26 protein-coding genes are annotated in these 22,097 nt (G+C 61.0%); 13 read left to right on the top strand and 13 right to left on the bottom strand.

Annotated features, from left to right (window positions below; translation table 11 throughout):
- Positions 1 to 32 precede the first annotated feature (32 nt).
- Positions 33 to 581 (top strand): gamma carbonic anhydrase family protein, encoded by a 549-nt coding sequence (locus ACIPO9_RS24995; RefSeq protein WP_400610519.1) that lies wholly within the window; start codon positions 33 to 35, stop codon positions 579 to 581.
- A gap of 25 nt (positions 582 to 606) precedes the next feature.
- Entirely contained in the window at positions 607 to 1,257 is a 651-nt protein-coding gene (locus ACIPO9_RS25000; protein WP_400610521.1) for an HAD family hydrolase, read from the top strand.
- A 92-nt stretch (positions 1,258 to 1,349) separates the two neighbouring features.
- Here ACIPO9_RS25000 and ACIPO9_RS25005 read toward each other — a convergent pair whose 3' ends face one another.
- Entirely contained in the window at positions 1,350 to 2,411 is a 1,062-nt protein-coding gene (locus ACIPO9_RS25005) for an aminopeptidase (protein WP_400784083.1), read from the bottom strand.
- A 110-nt stretch (positions 2,412 to 2,521) separates the two neighbouring features.
- Here ACIPO9_RS25005 and ACIPO9_RS25010 point away from each other — a divergent pair, with 110 nt between their 5' ends.
- The gene (locus tag ACIPO9_RS25010; protein ID WP_274132042.1) at positions 2,522 to 2,938 is read left to right on the top strand and encodes a hypothetical protein; all 417 of its coding nucleotides are present in this window, start codon (positions 2,522 to 2,524) and stop codon (positions 2,936 to 2,938) included.
- A 15-nt stretch (positions 2,939 to 2,953) separates the two neighbouring features.
- On the opposite strand, the gene ACIPO9_RS25015 is transcribed toward ACIPO9_RS25010, so the two are convergent.
- Together ACIPO9_RS25015 and ACIPO9_RS25020 are read right to left on the bottom strand one after the other, a co-directional pair.
- A complete protein-coding gene (locus tag ACIPO9_RS25015; RefSeq protein ID WP_400610524.1) occupies positions 2,954 to 3,187 on the bottom strand; it encodes a DUF1161 domain-containing protein in 234 nt (77 codons plus the stop codon).
- A gap of 130 nt (positions 3,188 to 3,317) precedes the next feature.
- Positions 3,318 to 3,749: an OsmC family protein gene (locus tag ACIPO9_RS25020; RefSeq protein ID WP_274132044.1), complete on the bottom strand. Its 432-nt coding sequence runs from the start codon at positions 3,747 to 3,749 to the stop codon at positions 3,318 to 3,320.
- Positions 3,750 to 4,047: 298 nt separating this feature from the next.
- On the opposite strand from ACIPO9_RS25020, the gene ACIPO9_RS25025 reads away from it, so the two are divergent.
- Positions 4,048 to 5,049, top strand: a complete 1,002-nt coding sequence (locus ACIPO9_RS25025) for an LLM class flavin-dependent oxidoreductase (protein WP_274132045.1) — start codon at positions 4,048 to 4,050, stop codon at positions 5,047 to 5,049.
- Between the two features lie 122 nt (positions 5,050 to 5,171).
- Positions 5,172 to 6,215 (top strand): virulence RhuM family protein, encoded by a 1,044-nt coding sequence (locus ACIPO9_RS25030; protein ID WP_400784085.1) that lies wholly within the window; start codon positions 5,172 to 5,174, stop codon positions 6,213 to 6,215.
- A 112-nt stretch (positions 6,216 to 6,327) separates the two neighbouring features.
- On the opposite strand, the gene ACIPO9_RS25035 is transcribed toward ACIPO9_RS25030, so the two are convergent.
- The gene (locus tag ACIPO9_RS25035; protein WP_400610527.1) at positions 6,328 to 6,552 is read right to left on the bottom strand and encodes a DUF1161 domain-containing protein; all 225 of its coding nucleotides are present in this window, start codon (positions 6,550 to 6,552) and stop codon (positions 6,328 to 6,330) included.
- 150 nt (positions 6,553 to 6,702) lie between these two features.
- Positions 6,703 to 6,918 carry a dodecin gene (locus ACIPO9_RS25040; RefSeq protein ID WP_274132047.1) on the bottom strand — a complete coding sequence of 72 codons (216 nt, stop codon included), beginning with the start codon at positions 6,916 to 6,918 and terminating at the stop codon, positions 6,703 to 6,705.
- A 190-nt stretch (positions 6,919 to 7,108) separates the two neighbouring features.
- On the opposite strand from ACIPO9_RS25040, the gene ACIPO9_RS25045 reads away from it, so the two are divergent.
- Complete coding sequence (locus tag ACIPO9_RS25045; protein WP_120128247.1) at positions 7,109 to 7,435, top strand: YqjD family protein; 327 nt, start codon at positions 7,109 to 7,111, stop codon at positions 7,433 to 7,435.
- Positions 7,436 to 7,455: 20 nt separating this feature from the next.
- Here the strand turns inward: ACIPO9_RS25045 and ACIPO9_RS25050 are convergent, their stop codons facing one another.
- The gene (locus ACIPO9_RS25050) at positions 7,456 to 8,355 is read right to left on the bottom strand and encodes a LysR family transcriptional regulator (RefSeq protein WP_400784087.1); all 900 of its coding nucleotides are present in this window, start codon (positions 8,353 to 8,355) and stop codon (positions 7,456 to 7,458) included.
- A 134-nt stretch (positions 8,356 to 8,489) separates the two neighbouring features.
- On the opposite strand from ACIPO9_RS25050, the gene trpB reads away from it, so the two are divergent.
- The 3 genes from trpB to ACIPO9_RS25065 all read left to right on the top strand — a co-directional run bounded on the left by trpB (position 8,490) and on the right by ACIPO9_RS25065 (position 11,145).
- On the top strand, positions 8,490 to 9,716 hold the full coding sequence (gene trpB / locus ACIPO9_RS25055) for a tryptophan synthase subunit beta (RefSeq protein ID WP_274132051.1): 1,227 nt from the start codon (positions 8,490 to 8,492) through the stop codon (positions 9,714 to 9,716).
- Positions 9,716 to 10,528 (top strand): tryptophan synthase subunit alpha, encoded by an 813-nt coding sequence (gene trpA, locus ACIPO9_RS25060; RefSeq protein WP_400784088.1) that lies wholly within the window; start codon positions 9,716 to 9,718, stop codon positions 10,526 to 10,528. The genes trpB and trpA overlap by 1 nt, the downstream gene beginning before the upstream one ends.
- 125 nt (positions 10,529 to 10,653) lie before the next feature.
- Positions 10,654 to 11,145, top strand: coding sequence for an anti-virulence regulator CigR family protein (locus ACIPO9_RS25065; RefSeq protein WP_400784089.1), 492 nt, complete (start codon positions 10,654 to 10,656; stop codon positions 11,143 to 11,145).
- A 144-nt stretch (positions 11,146 to 11,289) separates the two neighbouring features.
- Here ACIPO9_RS25065 and ACIPO9_RS25070 read toward each other — a convergent pair whose 3' ends face one another.
- Positions 11,290 to 11,619 carry a DOPA 4,5-dioxygenase family protein gene (locus ACIPO9_RS25070; RefSeq protein ID WP_274132057.1) on the bottom strand — a complete coding sequence of 110 codons (330 nt, stop codon included), beginning with the start codon at positions 11,617 to 11,619 and terminating at the stop codon, positions 11,290 to 11,292.
- Positions 11,620 to 11,779: 160 nt separating this feature from the next.
- Positions 11,780 to 12,730 (bottom strand): choline sulfate utilization transcriptional regulator, encoded by a 951-nt coding sequence (locus tag ACIPO9_RS25075; protein ID WP_400784091.1) that lies wholly within the window; start codon positions 12,728 to 12,730, stop codon positions 11,780 to 11,782.
- Between the two features lie 114 nt (positions 12,731 to 12,844).
- Here ACIPO9_RS25075 and betC point away from each other — a divergent pair, with 114 nt between their 5' ends.
- Positions 12,845 to 14,350 carry a choline-sulfatase gene (betC, locus tag ACIPO9_RS25080; RefSeq protein WP_400610539.1) on the top strand — a complete coding sequence of 502 codons (1,506 nt, stop codon included), beginning with the start codon at positions 12,845 to 12,847 and terminating at the stop codon, positions 14,348 to 14,350.
- A 38-nt stretch (positions 14,351 to 14,388) separates the two neighbouring features.
- Positions 14,389 to 15,315, top strand: a complete 927-nt coding sequence (gene choX, locus ACIPO9_RS25085) for a choline ABC transporter substrate-binding protein (RefSeq protein WP_400610541.1) — start codon at positions 14,389 to 14,391, stop codon at positions 15,313 to 15,315.
- A 116-nt stretch (positions 15,316 to 15,431) separates the two neighbouring features.
- On the opposite strand, the gene aroE is transcribed toward choX, so the two are convergent.
- Together aroE and hemF are read right to left on the bottom strand one after the other, a co-directional pair.
- Positions 15,432 to 16,262, bottom strand: coding sequence for a shikimate dehydrogenase (gene aroE, locus ACIPO9_RS25090; protein ID WP_400784093.1), 831 nt, complete (start codon positions 16,260 to 16,262; stop codon positions 15,432 to 15,434).
- Positions 16,262 to 17,182 (bottom strand): oxygen-dependent coproporphyrinogen oxidase, encoded by a 921-nt coding sequence (gene hemF, locus ACIPO9_RS25095; RefSeq protein ID WP_274132062.1) that lies wholly within the window; start codon positions 17,180 to 17,182, stop codon positions 16,262 to 16,264. Before hemF ends, aroE begins: the two co-directional genes overlap by 1 nt.
- A gap of 211 nt (positions 17,183 to 17,393) precedes the next feature.
- On the opposite strand from hemF, the gene ACIPO9_RS25100 reads away from it, so the two are divergent.
- Entirely contained in the window at positions 17,394 to 18,371 is a 978-nt protein-coding gene (locus tag ACIPO9_RS25100) for an NADPH:quinone reductase (protein ID WP_400610547.1), read from the top strand.
- A gap of 102 nt (positions 18,372 to 18,473) precedes the next feature.
- On the opposite strand, the gene ACIPO9_RS25105 is transcribed toward ACIPO9_RS25100, so the two are convergent.
- The 3 genes from ACIPO9_RS25105 to ACIPO9_RS25115 all read right to left on the bottom strand — a co-directional run bounded on the left by ACIPO9_RS25105 (position 18,474) and on the right by ACIPO9_RS25115 (position 21,333).
- Entirely contained in the window at positions 18,474 to 19,031 is a 558-nt protein-coding gene (locus ACIPO9_RS25105) for an L-threonylcarbamoyladenylate synthase (protein WP_274132064.1), read from the bottom strand.
- 39 nt (positions 19,032 to 19,070) lie between these two features.
- The gene (gene dprA, locus ACIPO9_RS25110; protein WP_400784095.1) at positions 19,071 to 20,183 is read right to left on the bottom strand and encodes a DNA-processing protein DprA; all 1,113 of its coding nucleotides are present in this window, start codon (positions 20,181 to 20,183) and stop codon (positions 19,071 to 19,073) included.
- Positions 20,184 to 20,307: 124 nt separating this feature from the next.
- Positions 20,308 to 21,333 (bottom strand): LysM peptidoglycan-binding domain-containing protein, encoded by a 1,026-nt coding sequence (locus ACIPO9_RS25115; RefSeq protein ID WP_400784097.1) that lies wholly within the window; start codon positions 21,331 to 21,333, stop codon positions 20,308 to 20,310.
- Between the two features lie 141 nt (positions 21,334 to 21,474).
- Between ACIPO9_RS25115 and def the strand changes: the two genes are divergently transcribed.
- Positions 21,475 to 21,981, top strand: coding sequence for a peptide deformylase (gene def / locus ACIPO9_RS25120; protein WP_400784098.1), 507 nt, complete (start codon positions 21,475 to 21,477; stop codon positions 21,979 to 21,981).
- Positions 21,982 to 22,097 lie beyond the last annotated feature (116 nt).

Raw genomic sequence — 22,097 nt, forward strand, 5'->3', positions numbered from 1 at the left:
CGCAGCTATCAGCATCAGAGAAGGAGCCTATTGTGGCGATCCGAAAATTCCAGAATCACACGCCGGCCCTTGGCGAGCGGGCTTTCGTCGACCATTCGGCAATTGTTATCGGTGATGTCGAAATCGGCGCCGACAGCTCCGTCTGGCCGCTGACGGTGATTCGCGGCGACATGCACCGCATCCGTATCGGCGCGCGCACCAGCGTGCAGGACGGCAGCGTGTTGCACATCACCCACGCAGGCCCGTTCAACCCGGACGGCTTCCCGCTGCTGATCGGCGATGAGGTGACCATCGGCCACAAGGTCATGCTGCACGGCTGCACCATCGGCAGCCGCATCCTGATCGGCATGGGCAGCACGATCATGGACGGCGCCGTGGTCGAGGACGAAGTCATCATCGGCGCCGGCAGCCTGGTGCCGCCGGGCAAGCGCCTGGAAAGCGGCTTTCTGTACGTTGGCCGCCCGGTGAAACAGGCGCGTCCGCTGACCGAGAAGGAAATTGCCTTCTTCCCCTACAGCGCCACCAATTACGTGAAATTGAAAGATCAGCACCTGGCCGAAGGCTTCGACAAGCCCTGCTGATCCCCGGCCGCAAACGAGAGACGACATGCATTACCAGAATATCCTGTTCGACCTGGACGGCACCCTGACCGATCCTCGCGAAGGCATCACCCGCTCGATCCAGTTCGCCCTGAGCAAGCTGGGCATCGACGAACCCGACATCACCCAGCTTGAGCACTTCATCGGGCCGCCGCTGTTGCAACAGTTCATGCGCGCCTATGACTTCGACGAAGCCCGTGCCTGGGAGGCGGTGGGTTTCTACCGCGAGCGTTTCAAGGTCACCGGGCTGTACGAAAACCTGGTGTTCGACGGCATTTTCGAGCTGCTCGACCTGCTGTCCGATCAAGGCCGCACGCTGTTCATCGCGACCTCCAAGCCTTGGGTGTTCGCCCACGAAATCGCCCGGCATTTCGACTTCGCCCGGCATTTCAAGCTGATCTACGGCAGTGAACTGGACGGTACGCGGACCGACAAGGTCGAGCTGATCCGGCATCTGCTGGACGAGGAAAAGCTCGATCCCAAGCAGACGCTGATGATCGGCGACCGCAAACATGACCTGATCGGCGGCAAGCGCAACGGGCTGGATGTGGCGGCGGTAGGGTACGGGTTTGGCAGCCGCGAGGAGCTGGAAGCCGAGGCGCCGACCTATCATTTCGAGTCGGTGAAGGCACTGCGTGAGGCGTTCCTCAAGCCCTGAGGACATTTGTAGGAGCGCGCTTGCCCGCGACCGCGGTGTGTCTGTAACGCGTTCATCGTCTGACACACCGCTCCCGCCGGCAAGCCGTGCTGCTACGAGGAAATTAGCCGCTCCAACGCCGCCTTGCGCTGATCCTTGGGCAAAGCGCCCATCTTCTCCACGGCTGCGAAAAATGCAGGCCAGTCGCCGCCAACCTCCTTGAACAGCGCCGCGAACGCGGGCGTCCATTGGTCATAAAGGCCGATGGGCAGTAGCCGGGCGTTGTTCATCGGCGCGTAGACCCAGTTGTCAAAGCGCTTGTCGCCACCCCATTGGCTGTCGCGCATCGTCCGGTATTCGCTGCGCAGCCGCTCGAATTCAGCGGCCTTGCGCTGGCGCATCACTTCCGGGCTCAGTGGCTCGGCGTACAGCGCCTTGAGCCGGTCCCGCGTGGCGAGCACCAGTGTGGTCAGTTGATCCCTGCGCTGGCTTTCGGATGACGCGCCTTCAGCCGGCAGGCCCCGGGCAGCGCGCCATTGCCGTGTGCCTTCCTGCTCGACGAAGGTGGCATAGGACTCGTTGAACTCGCTGTCGTCCTGCACGTAGAAGCGCTGGTGCGCCAGCTCGTGGAAGATCAGCGTCGCCAGCCGCTCGTCGCCCCAGTTCATCATCGAGCTGATGATCGGATCATCGAACCAGCCCAGCGTCGAATAGGCCTCCACGCCACTGACGTAGACATCCTTGCCATCGAGCTTCTGCAACGCCGCCTCGCCCCGCGCCGCGCCCGGGCTGTAATAGCCGCGATACGCCACGCAGCCGGCAATGGGGAAACAGTGGGTGACCGGGTCCAGCGAGAACTCTCCCGTGGCGAAGACGTTCCAGACCACATACTGGCGGTGGATGTCGGCGTACAGCCGGTAACTCTGGTTGTCCGGCAGACGCAGGTGCTGGCTCGCGAACTCACGGGCCTGTTGCGCCTTGCGCAGGTGCTCGCGCAGTTTGGGGTCGCGCTGGGGGTCGGCAATCACATCTGCCACAGGTTCACGGGCGCGCAGCAGGTCCAACTGGCCTTCGGCCAATTGCGTGTAATAGGAAAGACTGGAACAGCCGCTGAGGAGTAAAATCGCCAGCATGGACAGGCCGCGCAGCAGCCACTGCTTTTTGTTTCGAATCATGCGGCGGCCTTACCGTCGAAATACATGAGGGGTTTAAAGCCCCAGCGTTATGCCGCAGACCCGGCCCCTGACGCAACCATCCCCGTCATCTGCCTAATGCGGAGTCTGTCATGCGCCTGCCCCTGTCGATCATCGCCCTGAGCCTTCTGGCTGGCTGTGCAGGGCCGCTCCCCGCCGTTGACCCGCAACAAGCCTGGGTCGATCTGCACACCTACACCGGCAAGACGCTGATGGCCGACAAGCTCGACGGCAAGCGCACCGAAGACGGCCGCTTCTTTCAGGTATCGCCGGGCAAACACAAGCTCGAAGTGCGTTATGACTATGAATACGCACCCGGCGGCCTGGGGCTGTCGATGGACATCTATAACGAGCTGACCTGCTACGTCACGGTCAACTACGACCATTTCGAAGCGGGCCATCGTTATCGCCTGGATGTGCGCCACGTCGCCAACAGCATCGACGCGCAACTGCGTGACGAACAGCGCAAGGTGCTGGCCGAAGAGGGTGAGATCTTCTGCATTCCCTAGCTCAGGGTTTGCAGGTTACCGATCATTCTTCTGGTAGATGATTTTTTTGGTGCCGTTTTCGCACGACCCCACGACCATATTCTGATCGTGAACCTCTTCGTTGCTGACGATCTCGAGGGTGTAGGAACTGACGTTCTGCGCCTGGATCTTGGCTTCGATCTCGGCCTTGAGTTCTTCGCAGGGCTTGGGCGCGGCGAAGGCACTGGTGGTCAAGGCGCTGACGATCAGGGTTAACACAATGCGTTTCATGTGGGGCTCCTAAAGCCGTGCGCTGCGCAGCGGCATTGCATCAGACCTTGCCGTGCCCGGCCGGTTCTACCGGTCCCATAACGACAATGACCCGCAATCGCGGGCCATCGAGGTTGCGACAGGGCAGTTATCAGCTGACCAGTGTGGCGTCCAGGGTGATCTTGGCGTTCAGCACCTTGGAGACCGGGCAGCCTTCTTTTGCGGCTTGGGTCAGGCGCTCGAACTGCTCCTGGGTCGCGCCCGGTACCTTGGCCTTGAGGGTCAGGTGAACCGCGGTGATCGCGAAGCCGCCATCGACCTGGTCCAGGGTAACGTCGGCAGTGGTGTCGATGCTGTCGGCCTTCAGGTTTTCGCCACCGAGGATCATCGACAGTGCCATCGAGAAGCAGCCTGCGTGCGCCGCGCCGATCAGTTCTTCAGGGTTGGTGCCCTTGCCGCCCTCGAAACGGGCCTTGAAGCCGTAAGGCGCTTCACGCAGCACGCCGGTTTCAGTGGAGATGCTGCCGATGCCTGACTTCAGATCACCTTCCCAGTGGGCGGATGCTTTCTTGACGATGCTCATGGTGTCTCCTCGTGAAATAGGTGCGAAGGGCTCGCACATGGACAAAAGTCAGAGGAGTGTAGGCGCCACTTGGTTCAACCGTTGTGACGCCTGTGCTTTTTTAACGAAAGGTTTTTCCTGAATGACCAGGCATATTTCCGACCAAATCAGTAGGGATTTTCTCGCTACCCATTGCAACCTGAGAATCCGGCCTTATCCTATGGCTTAACGCAAATATTTAGTCTTAATGTGGGTATCGCTTTCGCGCCAGCCATTTTTTCGGCGCAGGGCCCGGCCCCAAGAGGATCAACCGCAGCCTATGAAACGTTTAGCTGATGTGAAGATTTCCATGCTCGATCTGGTCCCGGTGCGCGAGGACAAAGGCCCGGCCGTCTCCCTGCACAACTCGCTGGATCTGGCGCAACACGCCGAGAAATGGGGTTACAACCGCTTCTGGGTCGCCGAACACCACAACATGGACGGCATCGCCAGCTCCGCGACGTCCGTGTTGCTGGCGTACTTGGCGGGCGGGACTTCGAGCATCCGCGTAGGCTCCGGCGGTGTGATGCTGCCCAACCATGCGCCGCTGGTCATCGCCGAACAGTTCGGCACCCTGGCAAGCCTGTTTCCCGGTCGCATCGACCTGGGCCTGGGCCGTGCGCCTGGCTCCGACCAGATGACCGCCCGCGCCTTGCGCCGCGAACGCTCCGGCAGCGCCGATGACTTCCCGGACGACGTCGCGGAGCTGATGAGCTATCTGGGCCCGCGCCAGCCGCATCAACGGGTGATCGCCGTGCCTGGCAGCAATACCAACGTGCCGATATGGCTGTTGGGTTCGAGCCTGTTCAGCGCGCAACTGGCCGGCCAGCGCGGTTTGCCCTACGCCTTCGCATCGCATTTCGCGCCGCGCTACATGCACGAGGCGATTCGCGTCTATCGCAATCACTTCCAGCCTTCCGAGGTGCTGGACAAGCCTTACGTGATGCTGGGCGTGCCGCTGGCGGCCGCCGATACCGACGAGCAGGCCGACTACCTGGTGACTTCGGTGTACCAGCGCATCCTCAACCTGATGCGTGGCCAGAGCCTGATGCAGAAGCCGCCCGTGGACAGCATGAACGGCCTGTGGCTGCCCCACGAGCGCGAGGCGGTGATGGATTTCCTGGGCCTTGCGATGGTCGGCGGCCCCGAGAAGATCCGCGCCAAGCTGGAGGTGCTGCTTGAGCAGACCGACGCCGATGAGCTGATCTTCACCTGCGACATGTACGAACACGCCGACCGGCTGCGTTCGTATGAAATCCTGGCGCAAGTCGCCAGGGGCTGATTGCCGTTACGAAGTGGGGAGGAAGTGCGACTGCGCTGACATGTATAGTGCGCGGCGAAGGCGGCAGCCGACCCAAGCGCTGTTGCCATGTGGAACCTGCCCAGTTTGCGAGGGAATGCGCCATGAACGGCAAACGCACATTAATCCGTAACAGCACGGCCGAATTTCTGATCTTCACCGGCCAGGCCGGGGAGCAGAGCATCGAAGCGCGCTACGAGGACGAAACCCTCTGGCTATCGCAGAAGCTTATGGCAGAGCTGTTCGGGGTGGATGTGCGGACCGTCAGCGAGCACCTGAAAAACATCTTTGCCAGCCATGAGCTTGCGCCTGAGGCAACTATCCGGAAATTCCGGATAGTTCAGCTGGAGGGCCAGCGGGAGGTGTCTAGGACGGTAGACTTCTACAACCTCGACGCCATTATTTCCGTCGGCTATCGGGTTAACTCCATACGTGCCACACAATTCCGTCAGTGGGCGACGGGCATCCTGAGTGAGTTCGCCATCAAGGGCTATGTGCTTGATCGTCAACGCATGGAAAACGGCAGTTTCCTGGGCGAGGACTACTTCGAGCGGCTGCTGGCAGAAATCCGCGAGATCCGTCTCAGCGAGCGGCGTTTTTACCAGAAGATCACCGACATCTACGCCACCAGCGTGGATTACAACAGGGACGCACCGACCACCAAGGCATTCTTCGCCAAGGTGCAGAACAAGCTGCATTACGCCATTCACGGCCATACTGCGGCTGAGTTGATCCACGAGCGAGCCGACAGCCACAAGCCGCACATGGGCCTGACTTCCTGGGCGAGCGCACCTGAAGGCAAGATCCTGAAAACAGATGTGGCCGTGGCCAAGAACTACCTGAGTCAGGACGAGTTGGAGTCTTTAGGGCGTATCGTCAACGCCTATCTGGAATTGGCGGAGGACCGCGCTCGCCGCAAGATTCCCATGAGCATGGAAGACTGGTCCAAGCGCCTTGATGCCTTCCTGCAGTTCGATGAAAGGGAAGTGCTTCAAAACAGCGGCAAGGTTTCCGCAAAGCTTGCCCAGACGCATGCAGAAAGCGAATTCGAGAAATACAGAATCGTGCAGGACCGGCTGTTTGAAAGCGATTTCGACAAGGCGGTGAGAAATCTGGCAGCCGGTGAAACGAACACCAGAAAAGACTGATCCTGAAGATGAACTCGGGGGTGATACGCGGATGCAGTTCATCCGAAGCCCGAGTATGACTCATAAAAAACCGACGCCTGATGCGTCGGTTTTTTTGTACAACGGGCCGAAATCAGCCGCGCTTGTAGACAATCTCCTTGCTGCCGCCGTCGCAGGTGCCGACAACCTTCCCACCCGCCGCGCTGCCTTTGTCCACCGCCTCCAACGTGTAGGACGACACGCCCTTGGCCTTGATCTTCGCGTCGATCTCGGCCTTCACGTCATCGCAGGATTTCCCGGCTGCCATGGTGGTGCCCGCAATACTCAACAACCCTACCGCCAAAAGAATCTTCTTCATCGGTCACACTCCATCGTCAGGCGCTTTTCAAGCGAAAGAGGCCGCCCGAAAAGGGCGGCCCGATACATGAAACACGCGTCCGAATTCACGAACGGCGGGTTATGTATAGTGAAGGTTGTGGCATTCGGCCAGTTCGAAAGTTCAGTGTTTTCAGCTGTTATCGATGCGGAAGCCCACTTTGAGGGTCACCTGGAAGTGCGCCACCTTGCCATCCTCGATGTGGCCACGGGTCTCGATAACTTCGAACCACTCCAGCAGCTTCACCGTCTTGGCGGCCTGGGCGATCGCGTTCTGGATGGCGTCGTCGGTGCTGGTGGTCGATGAGCCGACCAGTTCGAGGATTTTGTAGGTGCGATGATCGGACATGGCAGTTCTCCTAATAGGGTCTTTTGCAGCGTAGCAGCGAATTCAATCCCTACCTCTGGCGGGAGAAACGCCCGGAAAGTTCACAAAAATCACCCTTGGGCAAACCCGCGACCAACCTTCACTGCACTTTCTGAAAACCCTGTAGTCGGAATCTTCACACGCCACTCATCACTGCAGGAGAGTCACAATCATGGCATTCACCTCATCCCGTAAAGCGTCGCTGCAAAGCATGGAAGCCGAGATCGAAAGTCTGCTCAAGTCGTTGGAGAGCTTGAAGTCGGACGCTTCGGACGAGTCGCGCAAAACCCTGAAGACTCTGAAAGCCAACGCTGAAAGCGCGCTGAGCCATTCGCGCAGCCTGCTGAGCGATGTCTACGAAGACGTCAAAGTGAAAACCCGCGAAACCGGCGTGGCTACCCGTGATTACGCCCAGGAACACCCTTGGACTACAGCCGGTGTGGCTGTTGGTGCAATCGGTCTGCTGGCAGCGTATTTGCTGTGCAAGCGCGGTAACTGACCGGAACATGCAGGGTCCCGTTACGCCGGGCCTGAACGCGCCAGCTCTTGCCCCAGCCACTGGGCCAATTGACGGGCGCGCCCGTCGGCCGCACGTTTAGGCACCCACAACGCCAGTTGCGCCGGGGTTTCACTGAAACCCCATGGCGCAGCGAGGCGACCTGCCTTCAGGTCATCGGCCACCAGTTGCTCAGGTGCGATGGCGATCCCAAGGCCTGAAACAGCGGCCTCCAGCAAGTAATACAGATGCTCGAAACCCTGGCCGTAATGCAGCGCGTCGGGATTGATACCGTTGTGTTTCGCCCAGCTAGGCCAAGCCTGCAAGCGCGACATGGTTTGCAGCAACGGCTCGTTCAACAGCGCAGTGGCAGGCGCCGCGCGCAGCGACTCGAAGCGCGCAAAGCGGGGGCTCATGACCGGGCCGATCCGCTCGCTGGCAAGCTCGAATACCTGCATGTCGGCAGGCCAGGGTGGCTCTGCGAACACCAGCAATGCGTCCAGACCGGGGCGGCGTGGATCGAGATCGCCTTCACCGGCGGACAGGTGCAGGCGCAAATCCGGCAAGTCTGCATTCAATCGCCCAAGCCTGGGGATGAACCAGCGCGCCAACAGGCTCCCCGAACAACCCAGCACGAATGGCGCATCGGCGCTGCCCTGGCTTAACTCGGCACATACGCTGCGCAACCGGTCGAAAGCCTCGCCGCTGGCATCGCGCAGACGAACACCCGCATCTGTGAGTTTAAGGCCGCGCCCGTCCTTGCTGAACAGGCTCACGCCCAAATGTTCTTCCAGCGCCTTCAACTGCCGGCTGACCGCACCGTGGGTGACATGCAGTTGTCCGGCGGCCTGACTGACGCTGTTCAGGCGGGCAGTGGCTTCGAAGGCGCGCAGAGCGTTCAGCGGGGGAAGGTCGCGGCTCATGATATCTGTGAGTTTTCCTGACAGGTTGTGGCGATCTTATCGGTTTTCACCGGCCTGCGCGCTGGTTACAGTGTGTTCACTGCCTCAACGGCTCACCTTATTTGTCACTCGGCACTAGTCAATTGGAGCTCCTCATGTCCCAGACTCAGACCCAATATCGCAATGGCCCGGACGATCGCGGCATGTTCGGTGCATTTGGCGGCCGTTACGTCGCTGAAACCCTGATGCCCCTGATCCTTGACCTGAACCGCGAATACGAAGCGGCGAAGGAAGATCCTGCGTTCCTCAAGGAACTGGCCTACTTCCAGCGCGACTACGTGGGCCGTCCAAGCCCGCTGTATTTCGCAGAACGCCTGACCGAACACTGCGGCGGCGCCAAGATCTACCTCAAGCGCGAAGAGCTGAACCACACCGGCGCGCACAAGATCAACAACTGCATCGGCCAGATCCTGCTGGCGCGGCGCATGGGCAAGAAACGCATCATCGCCGAGACCGGCGCGGGCATGCACGGCGTGGCGACTGCCACCGTGGCTGCACGTTTCGGCCTGGAATGCGTGATCTACATGGGCACCACCGACATCGAGCGCCAGCAGGCGAACGTGTTCCGCATGAAGCTGCTGGGCGCCACCGTGATCCCGGTCGTGGCCGGCACCGGCACCCTGAAAGATGCGATGAACGAGGCGCTGCGTGACTGGGTGACCAACGTCGACAGCACTTTCTACCTGATCGGCACCGTTGCAGGTCCGCACCCGTATCCTGCGATGGTTCGCGACTTCCAGGCCGTGATCGGCAAGGAAACCCGCGAGCAGCTGCAAGAACAGGAAGGCCGCCTGCCGGACAGCCTGGTCGCCTGCATCGGCGGAGGTTCCAACGCCATGGGCCTGTTCCACCCGTTCCTGGACGACACCACCGTGCGCATCATCGGCGTCGAAGCGGCCGGCCACGGCATCGAGACCGGAAAGCACGCAGCCAGCCTGAACGGCGGCGTGCCGGGCGTACTGCACGGCAACCGCACCTTCCTGCTGCAGGACGACGATGGCCAGATCATCGACGCCCACTCGATTTCCGCAGGCCTGGATTACCCCGGCATCGGCCCTGAACACGCCTGGTTGCATGACATCGGTCGCGTCGAATACACCTCGATCACCGACGACGAAGCACTGGCTGCGTTCCACCAGTGCTGCCGCCTGGAAGGCATCATCCCGGCGCTGGAAAGTGCCCATGCCCTGGCCGAAGTGTTCAAGCGCGCACCAACGCTGCCTAAGGATCACCTGATGGTGGTCAACCTGTCCGGTCGCGGTGACAAGGACATGCAAACCGTCATGCATCATCTGGATCTGTCCCAGCAGGAGAAACACTGATGAGCCGCCTGCAAACCCGCTTTGCCGAGCTGAAAGAACAAAACCGCGCCGCCCTGGTGACCTTCATCACCGCAGGCGACCCGTCTTATGACACCTCGCTGGCAATCCTCAAGGGCCTGCCAAAAGCCGGTGCCGACGTGATCGAGCTGGGCATGCCCTTCACCGATCCGATGGCTGACGGCCCGGCGATCCAGCTGGCGAACATTCGTGCGCTGGACGCCAAGCAGAACCTGGCGAAAACCCTGCAAATGGTTCGTGAGTTCCGCGCTGAAGACAGCAACACGCCACTGGTGCTGATGGGCTACTACAACCCGATCCACAACTACGGCGTCGAACGCTTCATTGCCGAAGCCCATGAGTCCGGCGTCGATGGCCTGATCGTGGTCGACCTGCCGCCAGAGCACAACAACGAGTTGTGCGACCCTGCGCAGGATGCGGGTCTGGACTTCATCCGCCTGACCACGCCGACCACCGACGACAAGCGCCTGCCGACCGTGCTCAACGGTAGTTCCGGCTTCGTTTACTACGTGTCGGTTGCAGGCGTGACCGGTGCAGGCTCGGCGACCATCGAGCACGTCAAGGAAGCCGTTGCGCGTCTGCGTCGTCACTCGGACCTGCCGATCAGCGTCGGTTTCGGGATTCGCACCCCGGATCAGGCAGCAGCCATTGCCCGCGTCGCAGACGGTGTGGTGGTGGGTTCGGCGCTGATCGACCAGATCGCCAATGCCCAGTCGCCGGAGCAAGCGGTTAGCGGCGTTTTGAAGTTGTGTTCGGACTTGTCCGAGGGCGTACGTAAGGCCCGTGTAGCCTGAAGGTAAAGTTCCTGATACAGAGGAATCTGTAGCTTCGTTAGCAGACTAAGTAGTACAGCAAAGGGGTTCGGAACCTGATTCTGAACCCCTTTTTGCTGATTCGAATTTGCTCAGGAGCGCGCTACATGAAAGTCTCGAATCGTTTGATCGCAGGGTTGGGTGTGTTGATGGTCAGCGCCAGCGCGCTGGTCCACGCAGCGCCGCCGGATCAACGTGACGGCCACGACGACCACGGCCAGGGTCAACAGCACCAGGACCGAGGCCCGCAAGGTGGTCCTCAAGAGCAGCGAGGCAATGAACATCGTGACGACCACCGCCCGGACAATCGCGGCGACGACCATCGTGGCGGCCGTCCTCCTTCAGATTTCGGCGACGTTCGCCGCACGATCTCCGAGCATCGCGAAGTCATCGGTCGCGGCCAGCCGTTGCCGCCCGGTGTGCACATCGTGAAGGGCCACCCGCTGCCAAGGGGCTACGGCCACCGTCTGGACGACCGCTCGCTGCAATACCTGCCGCGTTACGAAGGCTACGAATGGCGCCGCCTGGGCCCGGATATCGTGCTGATCGCGGTGGGCAGCGGGATTGTGTATGAGATTCTGGAGGGTGTGCTGAACTGACCGCCGCCTTCCGCCTGCCGCCTAAATGATCGTTCCCACGCTCTGCGTGGGAACGCCGTTCAGGCCGCTTCGCGGCCGGTGCGACGCGGAGCGTCGCCAGATGCATGCCCACGCGGAGCGTGGGCATGATCATAGTGGCTTTCGTTATCTGAACATCCCCACATTCAACTCGCGGATCCCGCCCATCCAGATAGCATGTTCGGTGTGGTCGGCCAGATCATCACCGGTCGAAGGGTGGATGAAGATCACCAGCCCATTGCGATTCAGCGCCAGGTACAGCATCACATCGGCGAACTGCGCGTGGGAAAACGCCAACTGGCAGCTCCAGTCCGGATGCGGTCCTACAGGGCGCTCATGCACACGGCCCATGCGAATGTCGAATTTCGCCGCAACGGTTTCGCACAAGGCCCGGGCCTGCTCGATTGTCTGGGCGTCGAAGTAAACGTGGGCGTGGTAGCCCTCAATGGGTGACATGTTCAATCCCTCAATCTTGAATTCATTCATCGTCATCGACGATGAACCTGTAGGAGCGCGCTTGGTCTGGGCCGCATTCGGACGATAGCGGTCTGTCAGGTGTAGACGTGTCACAGACACACCGCCGTCGCGGGCAAGCGCGCTCCTACAAAACCAGAAGCTAGATCGCGATGGACGGCATCGGCTTACCGGTCAACAGATCTCCGCTAACTGCCTGCTCACTTTTTAACCAGTCGACAAACCGCTGAACAATCTGCACCCGGCGTTTGCGCTGTGGCAGAACAATGTAATACCCATACGCCGAAATCGCCGCACTCTCGACCGGCCGACACAACAAGCCTTGCTCCAGCAAATCATCCACCAGATGCCGCCAGCCAATGGCCACGCCCTGCCCACCGATGGCAGCCTGAATCAGCAGGGTGTAATTGTCGAACCGCAACTGGCCGGGTGCAGGCGCCTGGGCGATGTTCAGCGCACGGAACACCCCGGCCCAATCGAACCAGTTATTGCCGCCTTCGCCACGCAAATGCAACAACGGATAATGGCGCAGCGCCTCGTTGGGCATCGGCAAAGCGCGGCCCGCCAGCAGTTGCGGGCTGCACACGGGGAACACTTCTTCGCTGAACAACCAGTGGCTTTCCCCCTGTTTGAAGCGCCCATCGCCGAACAGCACGGCAACATCGATGTCGGCGCGCAGCATGCTGTGGCTGCGCTCACTGGTCACCAGGCTCACATCGACATCGGGATTCTGCTTGTGAAAGCGATGCAGGCGCGGCATCAGCCAGTACGCCGCAAAGGCGAAGTCGGTCGCGACCTGCAGTACCTCGTGCTGATGCTGCTCAGTAATCAGGCTCAGCCCCGAATCCATCGACTGCAGACCGGCCTGCACGTGGTTGAACAGAATCTCCCCGGCGTCGGTCAGTTCGATTCCGCGATAGATGCGATCGAACAGGCGCGTTGCCAGTTGTTCTTCTAACCTTTTGATTTGCTGGCTAATGGCCGGTTGGGTGGTGCCCAGTTCGATGGCGGCAGCCGTGAAACTGCGCAAACGGGCAGCGGCTTCAAAACCGCGAAGCAGGTCCAACGACATGTCACCGAGGGATTCAAACATAAGCGTGGCTTATCCTAGGCATTGCGTTTTATGGGCTTTACCGCTGATCCCATGGGTCTCATTCTCTGGAACAGCAATTTCGCATAAATATTCACTATGGAATGCCGCGAAGACATGAAGCGCAAGAACATTCTTTTCATCATGGCCGATCAGATGGCCGCGCCGATGTTGCCGATTTACGCCTCATCTCCAATCAAGATGCCGAATTTGAGCCGCCTCGCCGCCGAAGGCGTGGTGTTCGACGCCGCTTATTGCAATAGCCCGCTGTGCGCGCCGTCGCGTTTCACCCTGGTCAGCGGCCAGTTGCCGAGCAAGATCGGCGCCTACGACAACGCTGCCGATTTTCCTGCCGATGTCCCGACTTACGCCCACTACCTGCGCCGTCTGGGCTACCGCACCGCGCTGTCGGGCAAGATGCACTTCTGCGGCCCGGATCAACTGCACGGCTACGAAGAGCGCCTGACCAGCGACATTTACCCCGCCGACTACGGCTGGGCCGTGAACTGGGACGAGCCGGACGTGCGCCCGACCTGGTACCACAACATGTCGTCGGTGCTGCAGGCAGGCCCGTGCGTGCGCACCAACCAGCTCGATTTCGACGAAGAAGTGGTGTTCAAGGCCCAGCAGTACCTGTTCGACCATGTGCGCGAAGACGGCGACCAGCCGTTCTGCCTGACGGTGTCGATGACCCATCCGCATGACCCGTACACCATCCCCAAGGAGTACTGGAACCTCTACAGCGACGACGAGATTCCGATGCCGCCTGCGCCACCTGCCCAGGCCGATCAGGACCCGCACTCCCAGCGCCTGCTCAAGGTCTACGACCTGTGGGACAAGCCGCTACCCGAGCACAAGATCCGCGACGCCCGCCGTGCGTATTTCGGCGCGTGCAGCTACATCGACGACAATGTCGGCAAACTGCTGAAGACCCTGGAAGACACGGGCCTTGCCGAAGACACCATCATCGTGTTCTCGGGCGACCACGGTGACATGCTTGGCGAGCGCGGCCTCTGGTACAAGATGCACTGGTTTGAAATGTCTGCCCGCGTGCCGCTGCTGGTCTACGCTCCGGGGCAGTTCAAGGCTGGCCGCGTGAAAGCTGCCGTGTCCACCGCCGACCTGCTGCCGACTTTCGTCGCCCTGGCTGAAGGCGGGCTGGAAAACGGCCTGCCACTGGACGGCCGTTCGTTGCTGCCGCACCTGCAAGGCGAGGGCGGTCACGACGAAGTGTTCGGCGAGTACATGGCCGAAGGCACCAACAGCCCGCTGATGATGATCCGTCGCGGTGCCTACAAATTCATCTATTCGGAAAAGGACCCATGTCTGCTCTACGACGTGTACAACGATCCGAAGGAACAGGAAGAGTTGAGCCAGTCTTCGGCCCATCGCGACCTGTTCAACGCGTTCCTGGCAGAAGCACGGGCCAAATGGGACATCAAGGCGATACACCACCAGGTGCTCGCCAGCCAGCGTCGTCGGCGTTTCGTTGCCGAATCGCTGGCCCTCGGCAAGCTGAAGAGTTGGGATCACCAGCCGCTGGTAGACGCCAGTCAGCAATACATGCGCAACCATATCGATCTCGACGATCTGGAGCGCAAGGCCCGTTATCCACAACCTTGAACCCTGCCACCACCTAGAAAACCAAAAAGGGGCACACCATGAAGAAGTTGTTCACAACGCTGGCGGTTGCGGTGATGAGCTTGAGCAGCGTCGTTGCATACGCCGCTGACGCAAGCTGCAGTACGGTCAAGATGGCAGATCCGGGTTGGAGCGATATCGCTGCAACCAATGCCACCGCGGGCTTTCTGCTCGACGGCATGGGTTACAAGACCAAGGTCGATACGCTGGCAGTGCCGATTGCCTATGGTGGTCTCAAAGACGGTCAGATGGACGTTTTCCTGGGCAACTGGATGCCTGCGCAGCAGGGCTTCTATGACAAGTTCATCGCCACGGGCGATGTGACGCAATACGCCAAGAACCTGGAAGGCACCGAGTTCACCCTCGCGGTGCCTGACTACGTCTACGACGCGGGTGTGCATAACTTCGCCGACCTGAACAAGTTCGCTGACAAGTTCCACAAGAAGATCTACGGCATCGGCTCGGGGGCTCCGGCCAACGCATCGATTCAGGAGATCATCAAGAAGAACGAGTTCGAGCTGGGTGACTGGAAGCTGGTCGAGTCGAGCGAACAGGCCATGCTGGCCGAAGTGCAGCGCAACGTGAAGAAGAAGGACTTCGTGGTGTTCCTGGGCTGGACGCCGCACCCGATGAATGTGCAGATCAAGGGGATGAAGTACCTCAAGGGTGGCGAGAAATACTTCGGTGACACCGGCAGCGTCTACACCGTGACCCGCAAGGGCTACGCCGACGCCTGCCCGAACGTCGCCAAGCTGTTCTCCAACCTGACGTTCACCCAGGACATGGAAAACACCATCATGAAGAACGTGGTGGACAACAAGGTCAGCAACACCGATGCGGTCAAGGCCTGGATCAAGGAAAACCCGGCCGTGCTGGAGAAGTGGCTCAACGGGGTGAAAACTGTTGATGACAAGGATGCGCTGCCTGCGGTGAAGGCTAAGTTGTAACAGCCTGCGATCTCACCTTGTAGGAGCGCGCTTGCCCGCGACTGGGTTGGGTCAGCGACGAATCTGTCGACTGACACAATGTTGTCGCGGGCAAGCGCGCTCCTACAGGTCAGATACTATGCGCTCTGGGCCATCAACCGCCGCAACTCGGCCAGCACCGGCTTCGAATCCGGGCGCACGCCGCGCCACAGGTAGAACGCTTCGCCCGCCTGCTCAACCAGCATCCCCAACCCATCTACCGCTTTCCCGGCCTTGTGCTCCGTGGCCCAGCGGCAGAATGCGGTCGGTTCCTTAGCGTACATCATGTCGTAGCAGAAGGTTTCGCCAGGCTGGATCAGGCTCGGCGCAATCGGCGGCAACTCACCGGACAGGCTCGCCGACGTCGCGTTGATGATGATGTCCACCGGCTCTTCCAGCCAGTCATAACCGGCCGCCAGGATCGGCCCCAGCTCGGCGAATTCCTGCGCCAGCTTCTCGGCCTTTTCCACCGTACGGTTCGCCACCACCAACGCCTGAGGCTCCTCGACCAGCAATGGCTCCAGCGCGCCACGCACGGCGCCGCCAGCTCCCAGCAACAGGATGCGTTTGTCCTTGAGGGTGATGCCGTGGTTGACCTTCAGGTCCCGCACCAGGCCAGCGCCATCGGTGTTGTCGCCCAGCAACGTGCCGTCGGGCTGACGGGCGAGGGTGTTCACCGCGCCGGCACGACGCCCGCGCTCGGTCAACTGGTCGGCCATGCGATAGGCCTCTTCCTTGAACGGCACGGTGACATTGGCACCAAGCCCGGTTTCAAAGAAGTGCCGGGCGAAGGCGGTGAAGCCATCCAGCGGCGCCAGGGACGTCTGGTAATTCAGCGACTCGCCAGTCTGCTCGGCGAACAGCGCATGAATCAGCGGCGATTTGCTGTGGGCGATGGGGTTGCCGAACACTACGTATTGGTCAGTCATTATCGGGCGTCCTCGGCCAGCCAGTCGCGGTCTTGCAGGAAATAGTCAGTCAGGCGAGCCTCCTCGCTGCCAGGTTCCGCTTTCCAGTCGTAGCCCCAGCGCACCTGGGGCGGCAGCGACATGAGGATCGACTCGGTACGCCCGCCCGATTGCAGGCCGAACAGGGTGCCGCGGTCGTATACCAGGTTGAATTCCACATAACGCCCACGGCGGAATTCCTGGAATTCACGCTGCTGCGCCGTGTAAGGCGTGGCCTTGCGGCGCTGGACGATGGGCAGGTACGCATCGACGAAAGCGTCACCAATGGCGCGCAGGAAGGCGAAGCTGGTGTCGAAGTCCCACTCGTTCAGGTCATCGAAGAACAGGCCGCCCACGCCCCGTGGCTCGTTGCGATGCTTGATGTGGAAATAGCGGTCGCACCAGGCCTTGTAGCGCGGATAGACATCCGCCCCGAACGGCGCGCAGGCCTGCTCGGCCACGCGGTGCCAGTGAATGCAGTCTTCCTCGACGCCGTAGTAGGGCGTGAGGTCAAAGCCGCCACCGAACCACCAGACCGGCTCTTCGCCTTCTTTTTCCGCGATGAAGAAACGCACGTTGGCGTGGGAGGTCGGAACATGTGGATTGTGCGGGTGCATGACCAGCGACACGCCCAGGGCCTCGAAGCCACGCCCGGCCAGTTCCGGACGGTGCGCGCTGGCTGAAGGTGGCAGCCCCGAACCGAATACATGGGAGAAATTGACCCCACCTTTTTCGATGACGTCGCCGTTCTCGATCACACGGGTACGCCCGCCGCCACCGGCCGGACGCTCCCAGGCGTCTTCGACGAAGCGGGCCTTGCCGTCTTCGTGCTCAAGAGCGGCGCAGATCCGGTCTTGCAGATCGAGCAGGTAGGCTTTGACGGCATCGGTGCGAAAGGACATGGCAGTACCTTGAGTAACCTGAAACGGGTTTTTGAGTGCCGTCTTCGCTGGCGCGGGCAGCGTCAGTCGGAACGTGCGGCTCGAAATTGGCGCGTAGCATATCACCCGCCAGACCCGCGCCGCAGTTGACGAAGACCAAACGAAGGAGTCCGATAGAACCCTTTCGCATATAGTTGATCCACGCAGTTTCGATCCATGACGGAGAAAGCAAATGGCAAAGCGTATCCAGTTCCGCGCTCACGGCGGCCCTGAAGTACTCGAGTATGTCGACTTCGAACCAGGCACCCCGGGGCCGAATGAAGTACTCGTGCGCAACAAAGCGATTGGCGTCAATTTCATCGAAACCTATTTCCGTACCGGCCTGTACCCGGTTGCCAATTTCCCTTCGGGGCTGGGCAACGAAGGCGCAGGCGTGATCGAGGCGGTCGGCGCAGAAGTCACCCACGTGAAGGTCGGCGACCGCGTGGGCTACGGCACCGGCCCGCTGGGCAGCTATGCCGAGGTGCATCGCACCCCAGCGGCCAACGTGGTCAAGCTGCCGGACAACATCACTTTCGAACAGGCCGCCGCCGTCATGCTCAAGGGCCTGACCGTGCAGTACCTGTTCCGTCAGACGTACGAAATCCGTCCCGAAGAAACCATTCTGTTCCACGCGGCGGCCGGTGGCGTGGGCTCGATTGCCTGCCAGTGGGCCAATGCCGTGGGCGTGAAGCTGATCGGCACCGTCAGTTCGCCCGAGAAGGCCGCTCACGCCAAGGCCAACGGCGCCTGGGCGGTGATCGACTACAGCAAGGAAGACGTGGCCAAGCGCGTGCTTGAATTGACCGATGGCAAGAAAGTGCCGGTGGTCTACGACGGCGTGGGCAAGGACACTTGGGAAACCTCGCTGGACTGCCTGGAACTGCGCGGCCTGCTGGTCAGCTTCGGCAACGCCTCGGGCGCGGTATCGGGCGTGAACCTGGGCGTGCTGGCGCAGAAAGGCTCGCTCTACGTCACCCGCCCGACGCTGGGCTCCTACGCCAACACCCCGGAAGCCTTGCAGGCGATGGCCGATGAAGTGTTCGCGATGGTCAGCAGCGGCAAGGTCAAGGTCGACGACATCCAGACCTTCGCGCTCAAGGATGCGGGCAAGGCCCACACCGAGTTGTCGGCGCGCCGCACGACCGGGTCGATGATCCTGGTGCCGTAATAACCAACGTAGGAGCGCGCTTGCCCGCGACGGCGGTGCGTCAGATGTGAATTTGTCACAGACACACCGCGGTCGCGGGCAAGCGCGCTCCTACAGGGCGCGTTATCCCGCCCGCACGACCTCGGCGGTGACCAGATCGCGGATCACGCTCGGATTGCGCCGCCCACCCAGACTCCCGCCCAGCACCATGTCCAGCTGACCATGAAAGTACTGCTCGATGCGCAGCCGCGACTTGGCCGCCGGGCGTCCGGTCGGGTTGGCCGACGTGGACACCAGCGGGCCAGTCAGCGCGCACAGTTCGCGCACCAGCGGGTGATCGCTCACGCGCAACGCCACGGTGTCACGCCCACCGGTGATCCAGTCGGGCAGCAGGCCCTGATGCGGCACCAGCCAGGTGTTCGGACCCGGCCAGGTACTGGCCATGCGATCGATCCACAGCTCCGGGAAATCCTCGAACAGAAAGTCGAACTGCCGGATGTTGTCGGCGATCAGGATCAGGCCTTTTTCCACAGGCCGCGACTTGATCGCCAGCAGACGGTAGACCGCCTCCACGTCCCACGGGTCGCAGCCCAGTCCCCATACCGCCTCGGTTGGATAGGCAATGACCGCTCCGGCCCGGATCTCTCGTGCGGCTTGTTGCACACGCCAACTGCTGACCATCGTTCGCTCTCCGAATGTACGCTGGCCAGCAGTTTAACCTCAGGGCGCGCGGGCAAACCATCGTCCGGCTTCACAAGCCACGCTGCTGTCCAGCTCAAGCTCGGTCAATGCCGCCAGCACCTTGGGCAACGGCCAGCCGCTGGACAACGCGAGCGCCTCACTGGAGTGCGGCGCCGCATGCAGCAAGGCCAGCAGCGGATGAACAGGTTCGGCGCGGCGCGCAGGTGGGCCGTTATCCACAGGCAGGTTCTTCCAGCCCTGCAGGGCTTCGAGGATATGCTCGACGGTTTCCACCAGCACCGCTCCGTCGCGTATCAATTGGTGGCAGCCCTTGGCACCGGGATGATGGATCGATCCCGGAATCGCATACACCTCACGCCCCTGTTCTGCCGCCATCCGTGCGGTGATGAGCGAGCCACTGGCCATGCTGGCCTCGACCACGAGCACACCCAGGGACAGCCCGCTGATGATCCGGTTGCGTTTGGGGAAGTTGGTCGAGTGGGGTGGTTCGTCCAGGGGCAGCTCGGAAATCACCGCGCCACCTTCCGCCAACATGCGCGCTGCCAACTGGCGGTGCCGCTGTGGATAAAAATTTTCGATCCCTGTTCCCAATACTCCGATCGTGCCGCCTTTTACGTCCAGCGCACCCTTATGAGCGGCGCCGTCGATGCCCAAGGCAAGGCCACTGGTCACGACAAATCCGGCGCTCGCCAGGCTGCGTGAGAAGGCTGTGGCAGTGTCCAGGCCAGGCCTGGAAGCACGCCGGCTGCCAACTATGCCCAACTGCGGACGGTCGAGCAGGGTGCGGTTTCCAGCGACGAAAAGCAGCGGTGGCGGGTCGGGAATTTCGGCGAGCAGGGCGGGGTAGTCCGCATCGTCCCACATCAGCAAATGCTGGTCCGGATGCTCTAGCCAGCGCAATGCGGCGCTGGCGCCGTCGCGTATTCCGGTGCTTCTGCGAGCCTCGGCGCTGGCCGCTGGAAGACCCAGCGAGCGCCAGGCCGAAGCGGGCGCGCTCAGGGCTGCGGAGGCGCCGCCAAAGGCATCGATGAGGTTCTTGAAACGCTTGGGGGTGATTCCGGGCAATCGATGGAGCCGCAGACGCGCCTCCAGTTCGGCAGGCGACTGCCCGTCTTTTTCAAACATCGGCATGCACGCTTCCTTGATCCAGGACCCACTTCGCGAAGTGGGCAAGCCTGTGGATAAGTCTGTTGACAACACTTAGATAAGTGAAGCATGCCGGTGGAAAAAAGTGATTCAGACCTGATACATAGGATTACGGATTGCGCACCTTGTCATTGACCGCCAAAGATCGGGTAGCGTGCAGGACCATCGCATAGCTCAGGCGATTGTAGGTGCGGAAAACCATCAGCATCCCGGAGCGCTCGTCAGGAATTTTCACCTGATCGCCAGTGATCCGGTCGCGAACGGTTTCGCCGGTCTTGTAGATCGCCAGGACGTTGCCCTCGGCCAGCCCGTCGAGGCGACCGCGATCGAGGGTCACCACGTCGAATTCACCGATCTGGGTCACGCCACGCGGCACGTCGATGATCACGCCGCGCACTTCCTGCTGTGGCTCGCTGGGCACGAAGTTGGAGTTGATCGCGCGCTCTTCACTGACGAACAGACGGTCACCCAGACGCACTTCCTGGGTCGAACGCTGCATCTGCAGGGTCGCGACGTCACCCTCGCTGGCCACCAGATCACCACTGCCGATGTCGTCGGCGTTCACGCCCAGCGGTTCGTTGGTGTCCGGATCCACGTAGATCTTGCCTTTGCGGAAGATCCCGTACGACACGTGGCTTGGGTCGAAATAACCCCGCGCATAGATGCGGTCACCCGCCCCGCTGAGCACCCGCTCGCCGTTACCCGCCACGATATAAGGCGCGTCCTCGAACTGCTCCGCGGTGTCCATGATCCGGTTGTTCAGCAGGAAAGCGTTGATCGCCCCCAGCGGAATGGTCGGGATGGCTTCGGCGATGGGCGTGCTGCGCACACGCGGCGACAATTTGATCGTGCCGCGGGATTCACCACGATTGACCACGATGCGCGGCTGACCATCAACGTAAATGAGGTTGAGGGTATCGCCGGGGTAGATCAGGTCCGGATCGTGGACCTGTGGGTTGGCCCTCCAGATCTGCGGCCATTTCCACGGCTGGCTCAGGAATTTTCCGGAAATGTCCCAAAGTGTGTCACCGGCGACAACGGTGTAGCTCTGTGGATGACCTTCCTTGAGCTGTACTTGCGCCTGAACAAGGCCTGTCGCGGCCAACAGCAGCAGGGCGAGTAGTGATTTCCTCATGCGGTGAATCCCTTTATCATGTTGGCTTCGCGTGAAACATGGAATTTTGCGAGACTTCGGTTTGCCAAGGCTGCCTGCGTTTGACGTCCACAGCCTAGCAGCCCCATTCGACTTTACCTTACAAGTGCAGCTCTTACGTATATGGCCATTTTAAACATTCTCGAATTTCCCGATTCGCGCCTGCGCACCATCGCCAAGCCGGTGGTTGCCGTGGACGACGGTATTCGCCAGTTGGTCGACGACATGTTTGAAACCATGTACGAAGCGCCTGGCATCGGCCTTGCCGCGACGCAGGTTAACGTACACAAACGCGTCGTGGTCATGGACCTCTCCGAAGATCGCAGCGAGCCGCGGGTGTTCATCAACCCCGAGCTTGAACCGCTGACCGATGAGATGGACCAGTACCAGGAAGGCTGCCTGTCCGTTCCCGGCTTCTACGAGAACGTCGATCGCCCACAGAAGGTCAAGGTCAAGGCGCTCGATCGCGACGGCCAGCCTTATGAGCTCATCGCCGAAGGCTTGCTCGCCGTGTGCATCCAGCACGAATGCGATCACCTGAACGGCAAGCTGTTCGTTGACTACCTGTCTACGCTCAAGCGTGACCGGATCAAGAAAAAGCTGGAAAAACAGCACAAGCAGAACGCTTGATCCCCCCTTATCCGTAGGAGCGCGCTTGCTCGCGAAAGCGCTGTGTCAGAGACATCTACCTTGCCTGACGCAACGCTGTCGCGGGCAAGCGCGCTCCTACAGTCATCTTCACCAAC

This window comes from Pseudomonas sp. NPDC090203, assembly GCF_044746765.1.
Lineage (GTDB): Bacteria > Pseudomonadota > Gammaproteobacteria > Pseudomonadales > Pseudomonadaceae > Aquipseudomonas > Aquipseudomonas putida_AD.